Raw genomic sequence first — 23153 nt, forward strand, 5'->3', positions numbered from 1 at the left:
CAGAGTTCTCTTACAATATATAACAGAAACTACGCATTTCACCTACGTGACTTTCATCACGTACTAAAAAATTAAATAAATCGACTTTTGCAGAAACGAATAACCTAATGCATTTCATTGGCTATATAGCATCATTGGCCATCGGGATCTCGCTCGGACTTATTGGCGGCGGTGGTTCCATTTTAACAGTGCCTGTGTTAGTCTACCTCTTTCGTATTAGCCCCGTTATGGCAACTGCATACTCTTTATTCATTGTTGGTAGTACAAGTCTGGTTGGTGCCTTACCAAAATACAAGAAAGGACTAGTCAATCTAAAAACGGCTCTGATCTTTGGAGCACCTTCAATAGCTGCTGTTTTTGCGACTCGTAAATACATTGTCCCTATGATCCCTGAAGAGTTGATCTCTCTTGGTGGATTTCTGATTACTAAAAACATTTTAATGATGCTGTTATTCGCGATCCTCATGGTTACAGCATCAGTTTCAATGATCAGAAATAAAAAAGATAATATTGAAGAAAAAAAAGTTGAAGTTCAAAAATTTAATGTGCCTGTAATAATGGTTGAGGGTATCGTCGTTGGAATGGTGACCGGCCTTGTTGGAGCGGGTGGCGGCTTCCTGATCATTCCTGCCTTAGTGCTCTTAAGCAACCTTCCTATGAAACAAGCCATTGGCACATCCCTGCTAATCATTGCTGCAAAGTCTCTGATTGGATTTATTGGAGATTTATCTAATTACCAGATGGATTGGATATTATTGATTTCAGTAACCTTTCTGGCCATAATTGGAATTTTTATTGGCAACTGGCTAAGTCATAAAGTATCTTCAAAAAAATTGGAATTTGTCTTTGGCTGGTTTGTTCTTATAATGGGCATATATATAATTATTAAAGAAATCTTCTTTCAGCATATATAAATACTTTTACAACGATTAATAGCGTAAATATGAAAATTGAACAAATCTATACAGGATGCCTTGCTCAAGGCGCTTACTACATCGAAAGCGAAGGTGAAGCAGTTGTCATTGATCCCCTGCGTGAAGTAGAGCCTTACGTTCAAAAAGCAAAACGTAACAATGCAAAGATCAAGTATGTATTTGAAACACATTTTCATGCAGACTTTGTGAGTGGACACATTGACTTAGCTAAAAAGACCGGGGCAACCATAGTGTATGGCCCTTCTGCAGCTCCTTCGTTTGCCGCGCACATTGCAAAAGATGGTGAAGAATTTAAGCTGGGCACCGTTACTTTTAAGGTATTACATACCCCTGGACATACCATGGAAAGTGTATGCTATCTGCTCAAAGATGAAAAAGGGAAAGACGTAGGATTATTTAGCGGAGACACTTTGTTCATAGGTGATGTTGGCCGCCCGGACTTGGCCCAAAAAGCTGCCCACATGACCCAGGAAGAGCTGGCCGCAACACTATACGATTCTCTACGAAATCAAATTATGCCTCTGTCCGATGATATAATTGTTTATCCAGCACATGGAGCCGGCAGTGCCTGTGGAAAGAACATGAGTAATGAAACCACAGACACCTTAGGGCACCAAAAACAAACTAATTATGCTTTAAGACCCAACATGACTAAAGAAGAGTTCGTGAAAGAAGTGCTTTCCGGTCTTACCCCACCTCCTACATATTTTCCAATAAATGTTATGATGAATAAGCAAGGCTATGAAAGTATAGATCAGGTATTGAAAAGAGGAGAACACGCATTATCTCCGGATGCTTTTGAAACAGCTGCAAATGAAACTGGTGCTTTGATTCTTGATACGCGTGATGCCCAAAAGTTTGCCAGGGGATTTATTCCAAACTCTATCAATATAGGTATCGATGGCTCCTTTGCACCTTGGGTTGGCGCAATGATTCCGGATATCAAACAACCGATTCTGATTGTAGATGAAACCGGTAGAGAACATGAGGTAATCATTAGGCTTGCCCGCGTTGGCTTTGATAATACCATCGGTTATTTGAAAGGAGGCTTCGAAGCATGGAAAATAGCTGGTAAAGAAGTGGATACAATTACATCTATAACCCCTGAAGAATTAGCCCAGCAAATGAAACAAGGCAATGTGAACATCCTCGATGTCAGAAGGGAAGCCGAATATAAAAGCGAACATATCAAAAATGCTGAAAATCTTCCGTTGGACTATATCAATGAAAACATGTCTCGTATCGACAGTACAAAAACTTACTACGCACACTGCGCAGGTGGTTATCGTTCTATGATCTTTACTTCCATCATGAGAGCAAGGGGCTTTAATAACATCATTGACATAAAAGGAGGTCTTAAAGCAATTAAAGAAGTAAAATACATACCAATAACAGATCATGTATTTCCTTCAACTTTAAAATAAAATGAATCCTGATAAATTGAATAAACTTCATTTTAACATCTGAATAAAACAAAAATCAAAATAAAAAATAATGATTGAGCTATTGAAACAGCCCTGGCCGTGGTATGTCGCTGGAGCAATTGTCGGCTTAACAGTCCCTGCACTGCTTATATTGGGAAACAAGCATTTTGGAATTTCAGCCAATTTCCGACATGCATGTGCAGCATGCTTGCCTGCTAATATCAAATTTTTTAAATATGATTGGAAAAAAGAAGTGTGGAATTTGTTCTTTGTTGGAGGAATTATAATTGGGGCATTCATAGCTTCACATTTTTTATCTAATCCAGCCCCAATTCAGGTGAATCCAAAGCTGGTAGAGGAATTGAAAGATTATGGCATCAATGATTATAGTAAATTATTGCCTTCTGAAATTTATAATTTCAAAAGTCTCCTCTCCTTGCGCGGCCTCATACTCTTGGTAGGTGGTGGTTTCCTGGTTGGCTTTGGTGCTCGCTATGCTGGCGGATGTACAAGTGGCCACTCTATCATGGGATTAAGCAACCTGCAAAAACCCTCACTCATTGCTACCATTAGTTTTATGGTGGGCGGTTTTATAATGGCCAATCTACTTTTACCCATTATTATGAAATTGTAATTGTCAAATTGAAAAACGTATTAGATGGAAACAACTATCATTGAAAAAGATAAAAATAGAAGCATTTTAATGACAGATACTGATTATGAAGTAAGGTCATTGGATACTTTATGCATAAATGATTCACATATACAACACAAATGGTACCACAATATAAAATATGCTTTAGTGGGTATCATTTTCGGTATTACATTTACGAAAGCTGAGGTAATCTCATGGTTCCGCATACAGGAAATGTTCCGCTTGCAAAGTTTTCATATGTATGGTATTATTGGAACTGCTGTAATAATTGCTATGATTTCAGTTTGGCTCATAAAAAAGTTCAATATCAAGACTATTTATGGCGAAGAAATAGAGTTCCACCCCAAAAAATTTAATAAAGGACAAATTATTGGAGGCCTGATCTTTGGTTTCGGTTGGGCAATGACCGGGGCATGCCCGGGACCTATTTTTGCGCAAATTGGTACAGGCGCATTAGTAGCCATTGTCGTTCTTCTAAGTGCAATTGCCGGAACTTGGACATATGGTTATTTTAGAGAGAAGTTACCACATTGATGCATAATTTTCCAATCCATTTAAATATATATTATAATGATTCTGCAAATCATTCTTTTATTTTTACTAACCTTTTCAAAGCCAGCCAAACCACCTGCTGAACTGCCTTTATTCATAATCCAGGATATCAACGGGAACAATATCAACTTACAAAACTTCAAAGGGAAAAAAATATTTGTAAACTTTTGGGCTACATGGTGTTCTCCATGCAGAAGTGAAATGCCTTCTATAGAACAACTTGCACAATCTGTAGACACTAGTAAAGTTGCTTTTGTGATGATATCACTGGACAATACATTCGATAGAGCGATAAAATACAAACAGATGCAAAAGTTGAACCTCCCGATATATTATCCGGGAGAAAATTTGCCTCCTTTATTTAATGTACGGTCAATACCAACAACATTTATCTTTAACGAAAAAGGCAAGTTGACCCACCGAATCGACGGAAGTGATAACTATAATACTGCTAAATACAGGAAATTACTACAATAAATTCTTTCCTTATTTTTATAGTATGAACTTTACATTGAACGATATACCATCACGAACCACGCAACCAAGAACAACAGGACTTACAATTATTAGTGATAAAGGGTTAAGCATAGCAGAAACGGAATCTGTATTATCTATCTCAGCTCCTTATATCGACATGGCAAAACTGGCATTTGGAACTGCGATGGTTACTCCATTTTTAAAAGAAAAGATTCAGCTCTATCAATCATACAACATTCCTGTTTTCTTCGGAGGACTTTTATTTGAAGCCTTTGTAATACGCAACCAGTTTAATGATTACATGAAATTGATTGAAGATTATAATATTTCGTTGATTGAAGTCTCCGACGGTGCTATAAAAATTTCGCATGAACAAAAATGTGATTTCATCCGTCAGTTTTGTAAAATCGGAACTGTGATTAGTGAGATCGGTTCAGAAGATAAAGATAAAGTACACATCACACCACCTTATAAATGGATCCAATTGATGCAAGCCGAACTGGACGCAGGTTCATCATACGTCATAGCGGAAGCAAAAGAAACTGGAACAGTAGGTTTATATAGAAACTCAGGCGAAGTACGCGAAGGTCTTGTAGAAGAAATTTTGACCAAAATCCCTGCAGAAAAGATCATCTGGGAAGCCCCAGGCAAAGACCAGCAATTGTTCTTTATAAAACTTCTTGGCTGCAATGCCAATCTCGGAAATATTGCACCTTCCGAAGTAATTCCCCTCGAAACCATGCGAATAGGACTGCGCAGTGACAGTTTCGAACTCTTCTTAGATAAAGACTTATTCAACTACTAAATAGTTCTTACTGAATAAATTATAGAATTTTCAATAAGAAAAAAAATGACGGTCAATAAATTAACCGTCATTTTTTATGAGCATAAACGAGCAGAATTCGACTTCACAAATCTGTTTCGCTCACAGCACTTACATCTTCGATTGATTAATTGCCTTTGCTGAATCAAGGTGCACCTTAAGAACAGGCAGCGTTTTATCAACCCATCCTTTCAAATCACTATCGTTGGCACTATTAGAAGCTTTTTCAAACTTCCTCACATCTTCTGTATGATCCTTGACCATCATTTCTGGATAATGTTTATCAAAATCTTTTCCAGTCATCTTACGCATCGCTTCTAAATGATCTTTACTTTTTTTGCTTAGCGAATCGGAAAGCATCAAGTTTTTTGCTGATGCAAGACTTTTCAACTCATCATATAACTTAGAGTGATCACGTACCATCATTTCTCCAAGACTTTTAACTCTTGGATTTATTGCAATCTGCTGAGCCAGCTTGCCTGATTCAATTTCCATCAAACTTCCACTGGCAGCTTCTTTAACAAAAGTGGTGTCCGCACCTATTAATGGCGTTGAACTATAAGTAGTTCCCGTAGTAACTGTATTATCTGCTAAAGTGGATGTGTCGGTAGTAGTTACAGTGGTAGTAGTATCTGTTTCAGACTCCTTATTGCCACCATTACCACAAGACATAACAACGGTTGTACCCAGCAACATTAATGGAAAAACATACTTTTTCATAGTTTAATGATTTAACATGCTTATTAAGGAAAATTTTATGCCATTAATCCAAATAACACTTTATTTTGAAGCTTTGCCCATCCATACAATTTCTCATATTTACACATCAATTCCATAGCTCCAATTGATTTTTGTTGTTTTAAACTTTTAATTCTTCAACATAATAACCTTGGCTCTCATTCTAAACTCATCACTAGTCGTTTATTACTCCTAAACTTTATATAAATTGCATGATCACCCTTTTATGAGTAAGTATTCATTCTTTAATCGCGATATAAGTTGGTTGTCCTTTAATGAACGTGTGCTCTTGGAAGCTTCCAAAACCAATGTTCCCATAATGGAAAGAATCAAGTTTCTTTCCATCTATTCCTCTAATCTGGATGAGTTTTACAGGATCAGAATGCCTGCATTGATGGCTTTACATAAGCTGCACAAGAAAGACAATATTCAAAAGTCTGTAAAACGACATTATCCCGATATCGAATTCCAGGTCAAAGGTGTTGTTCAACTACAACTCGACTTTTTTGGGAAAGTCCTTACGCAACAATTAATTCCATCATTAAAAGAAACAGGTTTTTACCTTCTATACGATGAACCAATTCCTGATGAAATAAAACCTCAGACAACTGAATATTTCTTCTCCGAAATACTTGCTTTCTTACAGATAGTAAATGCATCTCGATCTGGGCAGAACTTTTTTCCGGAAAATAATAAATTGTATCTGGCTATCATTGTAGAAGGAAAGAATGGAGAAGAATTTATTATTGTGAATGTGCCTTCTAGCGATTTACCTCGTTTTTATTCTGTGAAGGTGAGACAAGTGGAATATATTGTTTTTATTGAAGATATAATTAAAGAGAACATTGGAGAAGTTCTGAAAGACTACACGGTTAAAGCTTGTTTTAATTTAAAAATTACCAGGGATGCTGAATTAAATATTGATGATGAATTTTCTGGAGATATTGCTGATAAGATTGAAAAACAGATCCAGAAAAGAGACTTTGGGTTGGCTACTCGCTTTCTGTATGAACCAGTATCTCCTATGAAATTTGTCAACACTGCAGTATCTGTAATGCGTATACCCAATGCAATAATGGTTAGAGGGGGGCGTTATCACAATTTGAAAGACCTTTTGTTTTTACCAATAAAAGCTTCACATTTTTCATATCCCAAAATGCATCCAATTTCACTTTGCAGTGCTCATGTAAAAGAGTCTTTATTGCTGCAATTGTTGAAAAAGGATATCATAATTCATACGCCTTTTCATTCATACAACCCCGTCCTTAGATTTTTTAATGAAGCATCAATCGATGAGTCTGTTGAGGAAATCGCAGTTACCCTTTACCGTGTTGCATCTGATTCCCGCATAGCTAATGCGTTAATTAGTGCTGCAAAGAATGGCAAAAAAGTTTCTGTATTTGTTGAGTTGAAAGCGCGGTTTGATGAAGCTAACAATCTCAAATGGTCTAAAAAGATGAAAGAGGCTGGTATCAAAATCATTTACAGTATACCAACTCTGAAAGTGCATGCTAAGATTGCCTTAGTCAAGATGCGGAAAAATGAAATGGTGAAATTTTTTGGCTTATTAGCTACTGGCAACTTCAATGAAAGTACAGCAAGATACTATACAGACCACATATTGCTAACTTCAAATAGCGCACTCTTACAGGAAGCGGAAATGTTATTCCATTTTTTAAGCAAAAGAGAAAAACCAACCAAAGACAGGTTCATTCCTTTCAACTTTTTACTGGTAGGACAGTTCAACTTGATACAACGATTTATAGACTTAATTGACAATGAAATAGAAAATGCAAAGAATGGTAGGCCTGCTAAAATAATCATCAAGCTGAATAACTTGGAAGAAAAAGTACTTATCTCAAAACTGTATGATGCATCAAATGCCGGTGTTAAAATATTCCTGCTTGTTCGTAGTATATGTTGTCTGATCCCGGGCATTTCAGGTATGAGTGAGAATATAACGGTTAGACGCATTGTTGATAGGTATCTGGAGCATGGAAGAGTCTTTATATTTCACAATAATGGAAAAGAAGATGTATATCTCGGCTCTGCAGACTGGATGAATCGTAATATCTACCGCCGTATAGAAGTTTGTTTTCCTATATACGATGAAGCGATCAAACAAGAACTAATAAAAATTATCAACATCCAATTACAAGACAACACCCAGGCCGTTCTAATCGATGACGCTCTACGCAACAATGAACTTTTTCCTGACAGCACTTCCGTCCGTTCCCAGGAAGAAATCTATAATTTCCTTACCAATAAAAACCATCAGAACCTATAGCCTAGGCTGAGGCTCCCTTTAGTGGCCGGGACTGGCGCCGGTGCATAAACCCTTACATAATCAACTTCCATCTTTTGTGGAAATATGGCGTCATCTACGCCATATTTGCCTCCCCAATTACCACCAACTGCTATATTAAGTAATAGATGAAAGGATTGGTCAAAGGGCCACGCATCCTTTCCGGTTTTGTTGTTATAAAAGGTTAGATATTTTTGATCATCAACAAAAAAATCAACCTTTTGCTCATCCCAATCTATTGCATAAATATGAAAGGCTGAAGAAAGATCATTAAGCCATAGTCCCTTTGTTGTCTGTGTGCCAAGTATATGGTTAAACGATTTGGTATGTACACTCCCAAAAACAGAATCAGGCATATATCCAACATTTTCCATAATGTCGATCTCTCCGCTATTGGGCCAACCACCATAAACCCATTGAGTGGGCAACATCCATATGGCCGGCCACATGCCTTTTCCCTTTGGCAATTTTGCTTTTACTTCTACCCGGCCATATTTCCAGTCTCCTTTTCCCTTCGTTACTAAACGGGCAGAAGTATAATTCGCCTTACCAAACTTTTCTTTTCTGGCTTCAATGATTAAATGGCCATTCTCTACCCTTGCATTTTCCTTGCGATTTACAGTATAATATTGAAGCTCATTATTGCCCCAACCATGACTTCCTTCGTCATAACCCCACTTTGTGCTATCTGGCAACCCGGAATAATTGAATTCGTCTGACCAAACAAGTTTTTGCTGAGCTTTGCTTTCTGAATAGAATAATATTAGTGCTGACAAACTAAATAATACGTGGTGAAATTTCATGAATGGCAATTTAAATTAAATTGTTAGAGTAACATCTCCCCCAACAGGATAACCTACACAGGTCAGAGTCATTCCCTTATTCAAGTCATTATCTGTAAGTACTTCATTATACGACATCCATACGGTACCTTCCTTGCATTTTGCTAAGCAGTTCCCACATCTGCCAACTTCACAACTATAAGGCAATAAAATACCTTCCCTTTTAGCTGCACTTAAAATAGTCTGGGGATATTGCACCGGATAATGATAAGTTTTACCGCTAAAATGTATAGTTACAAAATGTTGTTCTTTGTCAGGAGGCTCCGCCGTTGGTGTCGCCTTCTGATACACAAGAAAATGTTCTTTCTTAATATTTATAGAAGGCACTCTTTCTCTTTGTAAGGTAAAAATGATCATGCGCATATAACTTTCGGGGCCACATACATAAAACAGGATGTTCTCTTTATCTGAAATCGAAAAGCTTTGCACTAACTGCATCAGGAGCTCTGGATAAAGCCTTGCTTTTTGTAAGTTTCTGGAATTGCTGTATAAAAACTCTACATGAAATTGTTGAGCAAATCTTTCTGCAATCTGTATAATTTCCTTTTTATAGATTGTTTGCTCAGGAGATGGATTACTGTAAATTAAGGTAAGCTTGATAGCTGGAAATAGAAATAATGCAGATTTAATTAATGAAAAAATGGGGGTGATACCACTTCCCGCTGCAAAAAAAAATATTTGTTTAAAAGGTTGAATTTCGTCAGGCAAGGTAAACAGTCCTCCCGCACCGGTCGTAATAACCTGGTCGCCAATTTGAGCATGATCAACCAATTTCCTTGAGAAATACCCATTTTCCATTCTCTTTACACCTACTCCTAAAGGCTCGTTCCACTCTGGGGAAGAAATAATTGAATAAGAACGCCTCACTTCCTCACCATATACAAAATCAACAAAAGTCAAATATTGACCTGCTTTATAGGAAATCGGTGAACTTTCTTCAAAAATAAGATCCTTAAAATCTCTCCTCTCCTGCCGAATTTCTTTAATAATCAGCTTTTTATATAAATCTGATGGGATTTCCATGAATATTCAAGTTGCATAATTGATTCCAAAAACATGCCGCATGGTTACTTCTTGCTCAATGAAAAAGTAGCTTGGTAGCATTGTAAGGAAAATCTAACAACATTCCAACACTACCACATCCTTTTTCACAAATTTCTATGAGCGGTAACTATTATTTTTACATCCTTACCATCTTTGTAAGTATTAAATAATTAAAAATGATATTTCAAACGAAAAAGTCTGTATTAGCATCCTTAGCTATTGGTTTTTGGTTGGCTTCATCAGCTCAGACATCAGTGAATGAAGTACCAAAAGGTTGGCACTTGAAAGATTTGAACAGCGATGGCTTATACGGCATTAGCCTTGATAAAGCTTACGATTTCCTTAAAAATAAAAAAAGCAATACTGTTATTGTAGCAGTTATTGACTCTGGTATAGATACTTTGCACGAAGATTTGAAACCTGTTTTATGGACCAATCCAAAAGAAATTCCTGGCAATGGCAAGGATGATGACAAGAACGGTTATGTGGATGATGTTCATGGCTGGAATTTTATAGGCGGTAAAGATGGTCGCAATGTGAAAGAAGATTCATATGAAGCGGCCCGTGTTTACCACAAGTTCAAAGCTAAATTTGAAAACGTTTCTGATACGGCTTCTTTAAGCAAGGAAGACCTTTACACCTATAAAATGTGGAAAAAAGCTGAAAAGCAAGTTACCGGAGGTGGCAAAGAAAGTGGATTGGAACTCCTGATCTTGAAAAGAACTTTTCAGGCTGCTGTTAAGAATGATACCATTCTTCAAAAGGCCATCGGAAAACCAACTTACTCAGGAAGAGACCTGGAGGCCTTCACCCCAACCACTGATGAGCAAAAAAAGGCAAAAACATCCTTGCTCATTTTCTTTACTTCCAATAATGTTATGGATATGACCAATACGGCATTAATGGATGATTTTAAAAACTACCTCGACAGTGAAGAAAAAAAGGCCGAAGCTGCCGATAAGGCTCCAAAAGATTATAGGGGCGAAATCGTAAAAGACAATTACGACGATTTCAATGACCGCTATTATGGCAATAACGATGTAATGGCAAATACTCCATTCCATGGTACCCACGTATCCGGAATCATCGCTGCTGCTCGCAACAATGGAAAAGGAATCGATGGCATTGCTAATAATGTAAAAATTATGGCTGTTCGTGCGGTCCCTGATGGTGATGAGCATGACAAGGATGTTGCACTCGCAATCCGTTATGCAGTCGACAATGGTGCAAAAGTGATCAACATGAGCTTTGGTAAAGGCTTTTCTCCCGAAAAACAATGGGTAGATGATGCTGTTAAATACGCAGCCAGCAAAGGCGTATTATTGGTACATGCTGCTGGCAATGACGCTGCAAATGTTGATTCAGTAGAAAACTATCCCAATCCTCTTTTTAAAGATGAGTCTGGAAAGGCAGCAAACTGGATTACTGTTGGCGCAAGTGGCGACCCAAAAGCAGGTGGCTTAGTGGCAAGTTTTTCCAACTATGGTAAAAAAGAAGTGGATGTGTTCGCCCCAGGCGTGAAAATCTATTCTTCAATTCCTGGCGGCAATACTTATGGTGATGCTCAGGGAACCAGTATGGCATCTCCGGTAGTGGCTGGTGTGGCAGCATTGATCCTTTCGTATTATCCTAATTTGACACCTCAGCAGGTGAAATCTGTAATTGAAAACAGTGCAGTAAAGACTGACTTGAAAGTTGTAAGTCCTGGTTCCGACGAATCTGTTTCTTTGTCAGATCTCAGTGTAACAGGTGGTATCCTTAATGCCTTTGAAGCCGTGAAATTGGCCGATAGCATCTCTTCAGGTAAATCACAACCTGCTAAAGCCAATCAGCCAAAAGCACAAAAAGCAATGAAATAAAAAATAAACAGTAACGTTTGTTCTTCATATATTCCCAAAGACAAACGTTTACAACTGAACTTTTATAACAGGTTTTAAAAGTTGCTACAACTAAGTATTATCAACTTAGCGCTGTCAACTTTTAAAACCTGTTTTTTTTTATGATCAATCATAGGTTTTATATTTTCGTCTTCTCAATGAAACCATATGGCACAAATAAACCTCCAAAAAGTACCTGCTTCTTACCACACATACGTACAACTAGTAACAGAAGACAACCTTCAAACAGCCTTTAAGAATTATTCACAGGAAATCATCTCCCTCTTAAAAGGAATTCCTGCTGAAAAATGGGATTATAGATACGCCGAAGGAAAATGGAGCATCAAAGAACTGATTCAGCATGTTATAGATGCAGAACGCATCTTTTGCTATAGGGCCTTAACCTTTGCCCGAAAAGATGAAAAGGTGTTACCCGGATTTGATGAAAACCATTATGCTGAAGTTTCCAAAGCGGATCGCAGAACTCCTCAGGATTTGATAGAAGAGCTGGAAGCTGTACAAAATTCTTCAGCTAGGCTATTTGCAAGTTTTGATGAAGAACAGTTACAGGCCGAAGGGTCTGCAAATAACAAAAATATTTATGTAGAAGGAATCGGTTTTGTAATCATCGGCCATTGTCGTCATCATAAAAAAGTTCTTTTAGAAAGATATTTATAATACACCATCTCAAACAAAAAAGGGGGCTGTCTCACAAGTTTGAGACAGCCCCCTTTACTATAATTAAAAAGGCACTTATCTAGAATGCCTTCATTCCTTCTTGTTTTTTCACCCCACCTGTTTTTGCCAGGTTCTGCTGAGTAGTAATATCTCCTATTACCTTCATGGCCTGATCCAGGTAAATATCCTTGCTTAGATTCTTTAACCACTGATTATAGCGTTCGCTTCTGTCTTTATCAGCAGTGAAACGCTCCTTATCTTCAGGAAGGTAAGAAACATTCATTTCATCCTTTAATTTAAGAAGTGTATCCAATTGTTGTACAGTTGTCTTCAGGCTTTGCTGTTCCTTACGGAACTTATCAATATTCAATGGATATTCTTTGTCATTTTGTTTAGCCAGCCATTCAGTGCTTGATTTGATCTTTTTAAAGGTTTCATTATTAGACAACCTGTTATTGCTCAGGTTTTTAATAGCCTGCAAATCGTAACCAGCATTCCATGACTTATAAGAAGCCTTGTTCACTTCATCCCATGGCAAAGCATTAGTATTATCTTTCTCACGGAAACGTAAATATTCAAACTGATCAGGAATTACAATATCCGGAATAACTCCTTTCAATTGCGTAGACCCTCCATTGATACGGTAAAATTTCTGAAGTGTCAACTTCAGGCTACCTAATTCAGAATTGGTAGCCATAAAATTATCTGGATCCAACCCAATTGAACGCTGAACAGTTCCTTTACCATAAGTGCTGGTACTGCCAATGATAACACCCCTGCCATAATCCTGGATTGCTGCAGCAAAGATTTCTGATGCAGAAGCACTGAATTCATTCACCATAACAGCTAATGGACCATCATACAATACTGATCCATCTTTGTCACGCATCACAGTAGGCTTGTTTTCGCGGTCTTTTACCTGTACAATTGGACCATCTTCAATGAACAGCCCTGCCATTTGCACTACATCATACAATGAGCCGCCACCATTATTCCTGAGGTCAATGACAATACCATCAACCTTGGCATTCTTCAGTTTTATAACTTCTTTAGCAACATCTACTGCGCTCCTGCTGCCATTAGGATCATTAAAGTTGGCATAAAACTCAGGTAAGAAAATATATCCAATTTTGGAAGTTCCTTGTTGCACAACTGCACTACGGGCAAAAGTCTCGTCCTGAACAATCTTTTCGCGGATCAGGGTTACTGTTTTTAAAGTGCCATCATTCTTTTTTAATGACAACCGCACTTCACTGCCTTTCTTTCCACGAATCAGTTTTACCGCATCTTCAACCACATACCCTGTCAATTCAACCGGAGGTTCATTGCCCTGTGCAACTTTCATGATAACATCTCCTACTTCAATTTGTCCTGACTTCCATGCCGGACTTCCTGTAAGTAAGCTGTTAATCTTAATATTGCCGTCATCATATTGTAGAGAAGCACCAATTCCATAAAATTCTCCACTCAACTGCTCATCAAAATACCTTTTATCAGCCGGAGGGAAGAACTCTGTATATGGATCCATCATTTGTGTGATAGTGTTCACATACAGGGCGAACTTGTCATCATCATTGAATTTATAGCGATAGCGCTCAAAAGTTCGGTCCATGATCTTAGTAACCTTACTTCTTGCTTCTTTCTCAAGATCTGCGTCTGTCTTTACAGCAAAACTATCCTTACCCTTATTTTTTGCCCTTAGATCTTGCAATTCAACATAGCGTTCAAGCGCCATATATTTTAATCGCTTACGCCAGGAATCATAACGCTGCTTATCATTAGCTGGAAATTCAATCTTTTTAGAATCTGTGACAATATATTCATCAACTGTAAAGTCAAAGGGTTTAGAAAGAATTTCCTTGTAAATTTTGGCAGCTTCTTCTATTCGTTGGTTAAACAGCTTCCCGGCTTCAATAAAAAATTCAACGGGTGCCCCCTTTATCTCATCATCAATCCTCGTTTCATGCCTCTTCAGGATTTGAATATCCTGTTGCATTAAAATATTTTTCTCTGGATCAAGTTCTTCCAGGTACTTTTTAAAAACTTCTTTGGAAAAATTATCGTTGATATCCTTTGGACTAAAATGGCCCTGCGTCAGCATTTCTCCAACATTGCGCAAAATTCTTTCATACTTAGATGGGGGATCTTTTTTGTCCTTACCCATAGAACTAAAGGTCAGAAATATTCCGGCAGCAAGCATTAGCAGCAATAAGGGGAGTCTCTTCATACTAAATAAATATTTGATTGCCTGAGGCATACATATCAAATTTAAGGAGAAAAAAAAGGTTTAAAAATAAGTAATGGCTGTTTAACAAACGTTTTTGATGAACGGTTGGTCGAAAATTTTACCATTTAATGATTAAACATGTTTATAGTTTTTGTTTTTTATTAAAAACATAGATTTTCTCTTAACGATTTTTCACAAAACCAAATCTCCATCAAATCAAAGGGAAGGATAATTTAATAATTGGGTTGGAAGTTAACTTGTATATTATATGGATTATCAAACGTTATACCTAAAACAAAGCAAATCGAAGGAAAATTCCTAATTAAGTTCTGCACCTTGCCAAAGATTCTAAAAATTAACAAAATACGTTCCCTCGAATGCTTTATTGAAATTTCAAACCAATTAGATAAATCACAGAAAGCTACAAACGACAATCTGGAAATTTCCTTTCTACCGCCACGCATATCCAATTTCCTGAACGTTTAACCCATATTTATTTTTTATAATAAATATTCCATATTTTGTCCACCCTCCTTTAACTACTTATGACTGGCCCTTCCTGGCGCTCGAAAGTCCGGATTAAAACGAATAACCCAATATCATCATTAATAACCCTTCACCTCCAACCCAATCTTTCCGGTTGTCTGATCGCATTAATTATCACCACAAATATTGCGATTCGTTACTTATCACTAATTCCCAGTTTAATTTTTACAGGTTAGCTGCTGCAAGTTACAGTTTCCACCTCCGATTTATAGAGAACTTACTGCATAGTAACTCCATATGTACTCCCTGTCTACTCCTTACCAACTCCGTACTTAAGCCGTACATCAGCCGTATCTAAGCCGAGGCTACTTCGATCATCCTTCGACTATCCTTCGACTATCCTTCGACTATCCTTCGACTATCCTTCGACCATCTTTCGACTATGCTTCGATCTAAATGCAGCAAATGCTCATAAATAAGGGGAAAACAACCTGAAGGCAGAACGCCCTAAAAAGCCCTGAACGGAGTCAAGGGAACTGGGTCTAAAGGTACAAAATCAACCCCCACTTTCAAAGTTTTGCCCCCCTCACTTTACCTTACTCCCATTCCTCATTCAAACTTGTCCGCCACTGACGGATTCAATTCATTCGTTATTCTTTTCTCTCATACACGCTAAAGCTACCTCCTGTATAGATACTCCCAGGATACTCCCTATCAAAGCCCACCCAAAGCCCAGGATAAAGCGTGAAAATGGTAAATTTCCCCTTTGTTCCCATCCCCTGATCTCCTAAATCCACATTCAGTCAATTCTTCCTTTGTTGCTGAAGCATACCCGAGTATAGATGAAGCATAGATGGTGTATGGATAGTGTATGAGGAGTGTATGAAAATGGTATTTTTCAATCCCAGTTCTCTTACCACCAGTTTTAATCCTATCTACCGGATTCCCAGTTTCCAGCATCTCTAGCATCTCAATGCACTACTTTTCTATATAATATTTAGTTTCCAAAGGCTGCACTCCGTATCAGAAACAGCCAAACCTGTGAGAATAAATTCAAGAATAGAGACTTTCCTTTAGTGCCTTCTTTTCAAAAATTTGAATTACGTGATGAAAAAATCTTCTTTAGTATTTCTTTTTTTATTCCTACTTCCCTATTTTTGCATCCCAATAAACGGTGATTGTAGCTCAGCTGGTTAGAGCATCAGATTGTGGTTCTGAGGGTCGCCGGTTCGAACCCGGTCAGTCACCCAAAAGCCCCGATGTATTTCGGGGCTTTTAATTTTTACCAACTACATATACTCTCTTCAAGCCATGTTATTAATGGTTAAATAAGGTTAATTACAAACAGCATCACTTATTAAGAAAGTAACTTGCCTCGTTTAAACTTTTTAAGTAGATAATAAGCTCCAGAACCTTAGGTTATTAAAAATTGAAGTAGATGAGAAGATTTCTTGTGTTAATTGTAATTGCTTTTTTCAGCCTTAATTCATTTAGCCAAATGCAAGGCCGCAATGGCCAACAGTTGAATGGACGTTTTTATGGTAGAGTGGTCGATGCCTCCAATAAAGGCGTTGATGCAGCTTCTGTCATCCTCCTGCAGGTACGCATGGATAGTGCTACCCAACAAAGAAAAGAAACGACCATTGGTGGTATGCTTACAAAACCAAATGGAGAATTCAGTATTGAGAATGTACCTGCTCGTGGCCGTTATTTATTAAGAATCACGGGTATCGGTTTCAAGCCACATGAACAACCTGTTGCATTTGAAAGGCCAAGTCAGTCTACTGGTGGACAAAACAATATGATGGCAGCTCTGGATAAGGATTTGGGCAACATCAAATTGCAAGTAGATGATAAGTTATTAAATAATGTAACAGTTACAAGTTCGAAACCCCAATTGCAGTTGGGGATTGATCGTAAAATATTCAATGTAGAGCAAAACCTGGTTTCTGCTGGTGGATCAGCTATTGATGTGATGCGCAATGTGCCATCTGTTTCTGTAGACATTGATGGTAATATAAGCGTACGAAACAGCGCTCCTCAAATTTTTGTAGATGGTCGCCCCACTACAATGACGCTGGAACAAATCCCTGCAGACGCCATAGAAAGCGTGGAAATCATTACAAACCCCTCAGCTAAATTCGACGCTTCTGGTGGCACCGCAGGTATACTGAATATAATTTTAAAGAAAAACAAAAGAGTTGGATATAGCGGAAATGTTCGGGCAAGTGCAGATTCCAGAGGAAGGATTGGCGGTGGCGGAAATGTAAACCTACGGCAGGGTAAGTTCAACACCTTCCTGAGTGCGAATATATTTCCCCGAAAATCAAAAAGCACAGGAACTACCGATCGTACAGAATTTTTTAAAAATGACATAACACAGAATGATTCAATTGTCCATTCTATCCAAAACGATAGATCACTTAATAAAGGGGTGTTTGGTTTTGGAAGAGCTGGCTTTGACTACTTTATCAATAACCGTAATACCTTAACAGTAAGTGGCACTTATTCAGGAGGAAAAATGAGGCCCAACACAAATAGCGGTATCTCCTTTTCACACGAATATGATAATTGGGATTCGTTGTCCAATAATGATCGAACCTCCAATTCTAATAATGAATTTAAAAATTGGGGTGGTCAAATAAGTTTCAAACATAATTTCCCTAAATCAGGTCATGAATGGACAGCTGATGCGACTTACAATCAGGGGGAAAATAATAACGAAAACCTGATCAAGACAGATTATTATAGAACTGGAGATAAAATATTTGACAGAACTTACCAGCAACAGCAAATTGGAAACGGTATTAATGAAAACTTGGTTTTACAGAGTGATTATGTTAATCCCTTAAATGAAAATTCCAAGTTTGAGGCAGGTGTCCGTGCATCCATACGTTCAGTAAGTAGTACCAATAACTTTTATTCCATAAGTGAAGAAGGGATCAAATTACCAATAACACGTCAAAGCATTGCCTATGAAAGCAATGATAATGTTTATGCAGGATATATAAATTATGCAAGCCGCATAAAAAACTTTGGTTATCAGTTAGGCTTAAGGGCAGAAAATTCAGAATATAATGGTGATATAACAGATAAGGGACAATCCTTTAAGATCAAGTATGATATTAGCCTATTTCCAAGTGTTTTCCTCTCTCAAAAAGTCACAGACAATGATGAACTGCAGTTTAACTACAGTAGAAGGATAAACCGCCCTAATTTCTGGCAGTTAATACCATTTACCGATTATGCTGATTCATTGAACATAAGTCGGGGTAATCCGAACTTAAAACCTGAGTTCACCAATTCTTTTGAGCTTTCATATTCAAAAAGCTTTAAAAACAGGGATAACTTTATAGCCTCTTTATATTTCAAGAATACAAACGACCTTATTACTCGCTATATCAGTCAAGAATACGATACAGTGATAAACAGGAAAGTAATTGTATCATCTTATGTAAATGCTAATAGCAGCTATGTTACAGGCCTGGAACTTACCTCTAGAAACAAGATTACAAAGTGGTGGGAACTAACCTCAAATGTCAATTTTTATACATCTAAAATTGATTTGAAAGACGTAGCTGACCCTGATCAATTTCTTAGTTATTTTATAAAGTTGAACAATAACTTGAAGCTTCCTAAAAACTTTTCAATTCAGATTTCCGGAGATTATGATTCTAAACGCCTAACCGGAGGCAGCGGTGGTGGCGGAGGTGGAGGCCGTGGCGGGGGCGGCGGATTTGGAGGAGGAGGTTTTGGTGGTGGAGGTTCCACCGCGCAGGGTTATATACGTCCTCAATTTGATGTTGATGCAGCTATCCGTTATGATTTCCTAAAAGACAGGGCCGCATCTATTTCTTTGAGCATGAATGATGTATTCAGAACCAGAAAGTTTGACAGTCATACCCAGTCGCTCTCCTTCACTCAAGATGTGTTCCGCCGGAGAGACCCTCAGATTCTGCGTCTTAACTTCAACTGGCGCTTTGGTAAGTTCGACGCAAACTTATTCAAACGTAAGAACAATCGTGAAGAAGGAGGAGACCAGGGATCAGAAGGAATGAACTTCTAAAATATAAATAACATTAATTTTTTAATAACTAAAAAGGAGGGACTTTCTGTTGAAAGTCCCTCCTTTTTATCATTTTGTCATAATCGGCAACAATAAACCGGAAACTATAAACTATTTTTGTCATTTATGTTCCGATTCGCACTAATTGGTTGTGGAAGAATTGCAATCCGTCACGCTGAAAACATCATTCGTGTTGGAAAACTTGTTGCCGTATGTGACATTGACGAAATGAAGGCAAACTCATTTGCCCAAACATACAATGCCCAAGCTTTCACGTCTATAACAGAACTTCTCCAATCAGGGATTGAAATAGATATAGTTGTAATCTGCACTCCCAATGGTTACCACGCCGAGCATTCCATCAAGGCATTAATGGCTGGCAAACATGTCCTTTGCGAAAAACCCATGTGTCTCAAAAAATCTGAAGCGCTGGATATTATTGAAGCTGAAAAGAAATATAATAGAAAGTTATTTGTTGTAAAGTCAATGCGTTTCAACCCATTGCTGCAAGAATTAAAAAGGCTTATCGCAAATGGAGATTTGGGCAATATTTATAGTTTTCAATTAAATTGTTTCTGGAATAGACCCAAAGAGTATTATCAAAATAGTTGGCATGGTAAGCGCTTTCCTGATGGAGGTACACTATTTACGCAGTTTAGTCACTACATCGACGCAATGCTCTGGCTTTTTGGTAGTTTGGAAAATGTGACAGGCTTTACCACTAATGCAGCCCATAAAGATTCAATGGAATTTGAAGATACAGGCGTGGCTTCTCTCCTGCTTAATAATGGTATATTAGGTACGCTGAATTGGTCTGTAAATACTTTTCAAAAAAACTTTGAAATTGGATTAACCGTTATTGCAGAAAGAGGAATTATAGCAATAGGTGGGGAATTTCTAAATCAATTAAAAAGCCTGAATTTACTTACAGACTTCCGGAATGATGCCTCAATGAAAGAAATAAATAGAAGAAACAATAGCCATCATGATCAGGTTTATGACAATTTAATTTTATCGCTTGAAAATGATGATCACAAATTTACAAATACTTCTGATGGAATGAAAACGGTAGAAACAATCGAAACCATATACAGATCTATTTATAAAATTGATTGTTAACAATCTTGAAGCATATTACTTTTACTGTTACAAACGATCTTTCATTTGATCAGCGCATGCAACGCATTTGCAATTCGCTGGCTTCCAATGGTTACAGGATAACTTTGGTTGGTCGGAAACTTAAATCTTCTAAACCTCTTTGCCAGTCAAATTATAGTCAGAAAAGACTTTATTGTTTTTTTACAAAGGGTTTTTTATTTTATGCAGAGTACAATATCAGACTTTTTCTCTTCCTCCTATTCCAAAAAACAGATGCAATATGTGCAATTGATCTTGATACAATTCTTCCTTGTTTAATTACTTCTAAACTTAAAAACAAGAAACGTATTTATGATGCACATGAGTTATTTACAGAACTTAAAGAAGTAAGAACTAGACCTCATATATTTAAGATCTGGACCCTAGTAGAACGTATTTCTGTGCCACACTTTGATTATAGTTATACTGTAGGACAAGGCATAGCGAATGAATTTAATAGGCGATATAATAAGCATTTTGAAATAATTAGGAACATGCCTTTACTAAAGTCCTTACCCAAGGATATTCAAAGGAACGAGAAATTACTTTATCAGGGTGCTGTAAATGAGGGTAGATGTCTGGAAAAGTTAATACCAGCCATGCAATCTCTCGATTACAAATTGATTGTATGTGGGAGCGGTAATTTTATGAATCAATTGAAGGAACTTATTATTAAATATAAAGTTGAAAATAAGATTGAATTAAAAGGGATGATTTTACCTAATGAACTATTTCATATAACCCAACAATGTGCATTAGGAATAAACTTGGTTGAGCGGGGAGGGTTAAACCAATATCTTTCTTTAGCAAATAAATTTTTTGATTATATACATGCAGGCATACCACAAATAACAATGAACTTTCCTGAATATAGTTTTATCAATCAGCAGTTTGAAATAGCATTATTAATTGATGATGTAAATGAAGAAACAATTGTAACCAAGATTAATGGTCTTATGACAGATAAAGTTAAATGGAAGCAACTTCATGAGAACTGCCTGAAGGCACGTGAAATATTAAACTGGCAGGAGGAAGAAAAGAGGTTGTTATCGTTTTATAATAAAGTTTTTGACAATTGAGTAAGTTTCTTCATATAGTTTGCCTTGATGCCCCATCCCCACCAGACTATGGCGGAGCCATTGATATGTTTTATAAAATAAAGTCTTTGGCTGAAATAGGGATTAAGATTAAGCTGCATTATTTTCATTATAAAAAAGAGAGAAGTATTAATGGACTTGAGAAATACTGCAGCGAAATCACAGCTTACAAGAGAGAAACAAGTATTGCTGGTTTTGCATTAAATAAACCATATGTTATTGCTTCAAGAATAAATAAACAATTAATAAATAATTTAAATAGAGATAATCATCCGGTTTTATTAGAGGGCTTTCATTGTACTGGAATCATTCCATTTCTAAAAAAAGATAATAGAAAGATAATAATTAGGGTGCATAATGATGAAGCTGTTTATTATCATTTCTTAGCAATTAGTGAAAGGAACTGGTTGCGTAAAGTATATTGCAAGATTGAGAGTAAGTTATTGTCAAAATATCAAGGAACACTGCCTAATTTTTGTACTTATGCATTTATATCTGAATTAGATAAAAAAAATATTTCAAGCAGAAATAAACTTCAATATACTCAATTTGTTCCCAGTTTTCTGCCCTGGCAAATAATTAAACCCTTGGAAGGAATTGGCTCCTATGGATTGTATCATGGAAACTTAACTGTTGCTGAAAATAAAGAATCCGTTATTTGGCTCATCGAGAACGTCTTCTCTTATGTTAATTATCCATTTATAATTGCAGGGAAAAATGCTTCAAGAGCATTACAATCAAAAGTCAAACAGTTCTCAAACATTACAATTGTTGATGATCCCTCAACAACTAAATTAGATGAACTAATAACTAACGCACATGTACATATACTTCCTTCATTAAATCAAACAGGTGTTAAACTAAAGTTGCTTAATGCTCTTTTTAATGGCAGGTTTTGTATTACAAATGAAAGAGGAATAAAAGGTAGCGGACTTGAGAAAGCCTGTCTAATTGCTGAAGATGCCGATGAATACATTAAAATTATTAACACCCTAAAGCAGACTCCTTTTTCTCTGAGGGAGTCTGCTTTAAGGCAGGACTTGTTACAGCTCTATAATAATGATATAAATGCAAGGAAGATTATTGCAGAACTAGGCTATACTGGCATTATCTAAAACTCTATTCTTTTCTGTCCGAACCATACGTGCGGGGAACTTTCTAATCACAATGTAATCGTGCGTAGCCATTACTACTGCTGTACCGTAATCTCTCGAGATATGAAACAGTAATTGCATGATCTCATCTGAAGTTTCAGGATCCAGGTTTCCTGTAGGTTCATCAGCAAGAATGAGTTTTGGTGAATTCAGCAGTGCACGGGCTATATCAATACGTTGCTGTTCTCCCCCACTTAGCTCGAAGGGCATTTTAAAACCTTTTGATTTTAAGCCGACTTTATCGAGCACATCTGCAATTTTCTCATTCATCAACTTTTCATCTTTCCAGCCTGTGGCTTTCAGGACAAACTTCAGGTTTTCATTGACATTTCTGTCTGTTAATAATTGGAAATCCTGGAATACAACACCCAAAGTCCTTCTGAGAAAAGGAACAGTTTTCCAGGTTAACTGTCGCAGGTCAAATCCTGCTACTGTAGCTTGTCCTTCCTTCAAGGGCAGTTCTCCATATAAAGTTTTCAGAAGGCTAGATTTCCCTGTCCCTGTTTTACCAACCAGATAAACAAATTCCCCTTTATTTACCGATAAGTTTACATCCTCTAAGATCAAATTATCACCTTGGTAAATCTTTGCATCCCTTATATTAATGATTGCGTCGTTCATTTTATTCAATTCTGA

The 23153-nt window shown here is 37.2% G+C and carries 18 protein-coding genes and 1 tRNA gene; 14 read left to right on the plus strand and 5 right to left on the minus strand.

Annotation, left to right across the window (positions count from 1 at the left end; all coding sequences use genetic code 11):
- Positions 1-107 precede the first annotated feature (107 nt).
- From OCK74_RS23755 to OCK74_RS23780, 6 genes are all read left to right on the plus strand, one after another.
- Complete coding sequence (locus tag OCK74_RS23755; RefSeq protein ID WP_279299597.1) at positions 108-914, plus strand: sulfite exporter TauE/SafE family protein; 807 nt, start codon at positions 108-110, stop codon at positions 912-914.
- A 29-nt stretch (positions 915-943) separates the two neighbouring features.
- A complete protein-coding gene (locus tag OCK74_RS23760) occupies positions 944-2359 on the plus strand; it encodes an MBL fold metallo-hydrolase (protein ID WP_279299598.1) in 1416 nt (471 codons plus the stop codon).
- A 70-nt stretch (positions 2360-2429) separates the two neighbouring features.
- Positions 2430-2993: a YeeE/YedE family protein gene (locus tag OCK74_RS23765; protein ID WP_279299599.1), complete on the plus strand. Its 564-nt coding sequence runs from the start codon at positions 2430-2432 to the stop codon at positions 2991-2993.
- A 24-nt stretch (positions 2994-3017) separates the two neighbouring features.
- Positions 3018-3548 carry a DUF6691 family protein gene (locus OCK74_RS23770; protein WP_279299600.1) on the plus strand — a complete coding sequence of 177 codons (531 nt, stop codon included), beginning with the start codon at positions 3018-3020 and terminating at the stop codon, positions 3546-3548.
- A 36-nt stretch (positions 3549-3584) separates the two neighbouring features.
- On the plus strand, positions 3585-4043 hold the full coding sequence (locus tag OCK74_RS23775) for a TlpA family protein disulfide reductase (RefSeq protein ID WP_279299601.1): 459 nt from the start codon (positions 3585-3587) through the stop codon (positions 4041-4043).
- A gap of 22 nt (positions 4044-4065) precedes the next feature.
- Positions 4066-4848, plus strand: a complete 783-nt coding sequence (locus OCK74_RS23780; protein ID WP_279299602.1) for a phosphosulfolactate synthase — start codon at positions 4066-4068, stop codon at positions 4846-4848.
- Between the two features lie 129 nt (positions 4849-4977).
- On the opposite strand, the gene OCK74_RS23785 is transcribed toward OCK74_RS23780, so the two are convergent.
- Positions 4978-5586, minus strand: coding sequence for a DUF4142 domain-containing protein (locus OCK74_RS23785; RefSeq protein WP_279299603.1), 609 nt, complete (start codon positions 5584-5586; stop codon positions 4978-4980).
- A 244-nt stretch (positions 5587-5830) separates the two neighbouring features.
- Between OCK74_RS23785 and ppk1 the strand changes: the two genes are divergently transcribed.
- The gene (ppk1, locus tag OCK74_RS23790) at positions 5831-7891 is read left to right on the plus strand and encodes a polyphosphate kinase 1 (RefSeq protein ID WP_279299604.1); all 2061 of its coding nucleotides are present in this window, start codon (positions 5831-5833) and stop codon (positions 7889-7891) included.
- Here ppk1 and OCK74_RS23795 read toward each other — a convergent pair.
- Together OCK74_RS23795 and OCK74_RS23800 are read right to left on the minus strand one after the other, a co-directional pair.
- A complete protein-coding gene (locus OCK74_RS23795) occupies positions 7879-8712 on the minus strand; it encodes a glycoside hydrolase family 16 protein (protein ID WP_279299605.1) in 834 nt (277 codons plus the stop codon). The two genes, ppk1 and OCK74_RS23795, sit on opposite strands and share 13 nt — an antisense overlap.
- A gap of 15 nt (positions 8713-8727) precedes the next feature.
- Positions 8728-9774 carry a flavin reductase family protein gene (locus OCK74_RS23800; RefSeq protein WP_279299606.1) on the minus strand — a complete coding sequence of 349 codons (1047 nt, stop codon included), beginning with the start codon at positions 9772-9774 and terminating at the stop codon, positions 8728-8730.
- A gap of 197 nt (positions 9775-9971) precedes the next feature.
- On the opposite strand from OCK74_RS23800, the gene OCK74_RS23805 reads away from it, so the two are divergent.
- Both OCK74_RS23805 and OCK74_RS23810 read left to right on the plus strand, forming a co-directional pair.
- Positions 9972-11654, plus strand: coding sequence for a S8 family peptidase (locus tag OCK74_RS23805; protein ID WP_279299607.1), 1683 nt, complete (start codon positions 9972-9974; stop codon positions 11652-11654).
- Between the two features lie 186 nt (positions 11655-11840).
- Complete coding sequence (locus OCK74_RS23810; protein ID WP_279299608.1) at positions 11841-12350, plus strand: DinB family protein; 510 nt, start codon at positions 11841-11843, stop codon at positions 12348-12350.
- Between the two features lie 79 nt (positions 12351-12429).
- Here OCK74_RS23810 and OCK74_RS23815 read toward each other — a convergent pair whose 3' ends face one another.
- Positions 12430-14577, minus strand: a complete 2148-nt coding sequence (locus OCK74_RS23815) for a carboxy terminal-processing peptidase (protein WP_279299609.1) — start codon at positions 14575-14577, stop codon at positions 12430-12432.
- A gap of 1660 nt (positions 14578-16237) precedes the next feature.
- Between OCK74_RS23815 and OCK74_RS23820 the strand changes: the two genes are divergently transcribed.
- The 5 genes from OCK74_RS23820 (at position 16238) to OCK74_RS23840 (ending at position 22478) form a co-directional block, all read left to right on the plus strand.
- Positions 16238-16311, plus strand: a tRNA-His gene (locus OCK74_RS23820).
- A 190-nt stretch (positions 16312-16501) separates the two neighbouring features.
- Positions 16502-19129 carry a TonB-dependent receptor domain-containing protein gene (locus tag OCK74_RS23825; RefSeq protein ID WP_279299610.1) on the plus strand — a complete coding sequence of 876 codons (2628 nt, stop codon included), beginning with the start codon at positions 16502-16504 and terminating at the stop codon, positions 19127-19129.
- A 126-nt stretch (positions 19130-19255) separates the two neighbouring features.
- Complete coding sequence (locus OCK74_RS23830) at positions 19256-20248, plus strand: Gfo/Idh/MocA family protein (protein ID WP_279299611.1); 993 nt, start codon at positions 19256-19258, stop codon at positions 20246-20248.
- A gap of 5 nt (positions 20249-20253) precedes the next feature.
- Positions 20254-21345 (plus strand): glycosyltransferase, encoded by a 1092-nt coding sequence (locus OCK74_RS23835; RefSeq protein ID WP_279299612.1) that lies wholly within the window; start codon positions 20254-20256, stop codon positions 21343-21345.
- A complete protein-coding gene (locus tag OCK74_RS23840; RefSeq protein ID WP_279299613.1) occupies positions 21342-22478 on the plus strand; it encodes a glycosyltransferase family 4 protein in 1137 nt (378 codons plus the stop codon). Before OCK74_RS23835 ends, OCK74_RS23840 begins: the two co-directional genes overlap by 4 nt.
- Here OCK74_RS23840 and OCK74_RS23845 read toward each other — a convergent pair.
- Positions 22455-23138 carry a cell division ATP-binding protein FtsE gene (locus tag OCK74_RS23845; protein ID WP_279299614.1) on the minus strand — a complete coding sequence of 228 codons (684 nt, stop codon included), beginning with the start codon at positions 23136-23138 and terminating at the stop codon, positions 22455-22457. The two genes, OCK74_RS23840 and OCK74_RS23845, sit on opposite strands and share 24 nt — an antisense overlap.
- Positions 23139-23153 lie beyond the last annotated feature (15 nt).

It is taken from the genome of Paraflavisolibacter caeni, assembly GCF_025628885.1.
Taxonomy (GTDB): domain Bacteria; phylum Bacteroidota; class Bacteroidia; order Chitinophagales; family Chitinophagaceae; genus Flavisolibacter; species Flavisolibacter caeni.

Coding starts and splice junctions, on each gene's coding strand:
- OCK74_RS23825 (WP_279299610.1), top strand. CDS start 16,502: ATGAGAAGATTTCTTGTGTTAATTGTAATTGCTTTTTTCAGCCTTAAT.
- OCK74_RS23810 (WP_279299608.1), top strand. CDS start 11,841: ATGGCACAAATAAACCTCCAAAAAGTACCTGCTTCTTACCACACATAC.
- OCK74_RS23775 (WP_279299601.1), top strand. CDS start 3,585: ATGATTCTGCAAATCATTCTTTTATTTTTACTAACCTTTTCAAAGCCA.
- OCK74_RS23800 (WP_279299606.1), bottom strand. CDS start 9,774: ATGGAAATCCCATCAGATTTATATAAAAAGCTGATTATTAAAGAAATT.
- OCK74_RS23805 (WP_279299607.1), top strand. CDS start 9,972: ATGATATTTCAAACGAAAAAGTCTGTATTAGCATCCTTAGCTATTGGT.
- OCK74_RS23780 (WP_279299602.1), top strand. CDS start 4,066: ATGAACTTTACATTGAACGATATACCATCACGAACCACGCAACCAAGA.
- OCK74_RS23770 (WP_279299600.1), top strand. CDS start 3,018: ATGGAAACAACTATCATTGAAAAAGATAAAAATAGAAGCATTTTAATG.
- OCK74_RS23795 (WP_279299605.1), bottom strand. CDS start 8,712: ATGAAATTTCACCACGTATTATTTAGTTTGTCAGCACTAATATTATTC.
- OCK74_RS23765 (WP_279299599.1), top strand. CDS start 2,430: ATGATTGAGCTATTGAAACAGCCCTGGCCGTGGTATGTCGCTGGAGCA.
- OCK74_RS23815 (WP_279299609.1), bottom strand. CDS start 14,577: ATGAAGAGACTCCCCTTATTGCTGCTAATGCTTGCTGCCGGAATATTT.
- OCK74_RS23830 (WP_279299611.1), top strand. CDS start 19,256: ATGTTCCGATTCGCACTAATTGGTTGTGGAAGAATTGCAATCCGTCAC.
- OCK74_RS23755 (WP_279299597.1), top strand. CDS start 108: ATGCATTTCATTGGCTATATAGCATCATTGGCCATCGGGATCTCGCTC.
- OCK74_RS23785 (WP_279299603.1), bottom strand. CDS start 5,586: ATGAAAAAGTATGTTTTTCCATTAATGTTGCTGGGTACAACCGTTGTT.
- OCK74_RS23845 (WP_279299614.1), bottom strand. CDS start 23,138: ATGAACGACGCAATCATTAATATAAGGGATGCAAAGATTTACCAAGGT.
- ppk1 (WP_279299604.1), top strand. CDS start 5,831: ATGAGTAAGTATTCATTCTTTAATCGCGATATAAGTTGGTTGTCCTTT.
- OCK74_RS23760 (WP_279299598.1), top strand. CDS start 944: ATGAAAATTGAACAAATCTATACAGGATGCCTTGCTCAAGGCGCTTAC.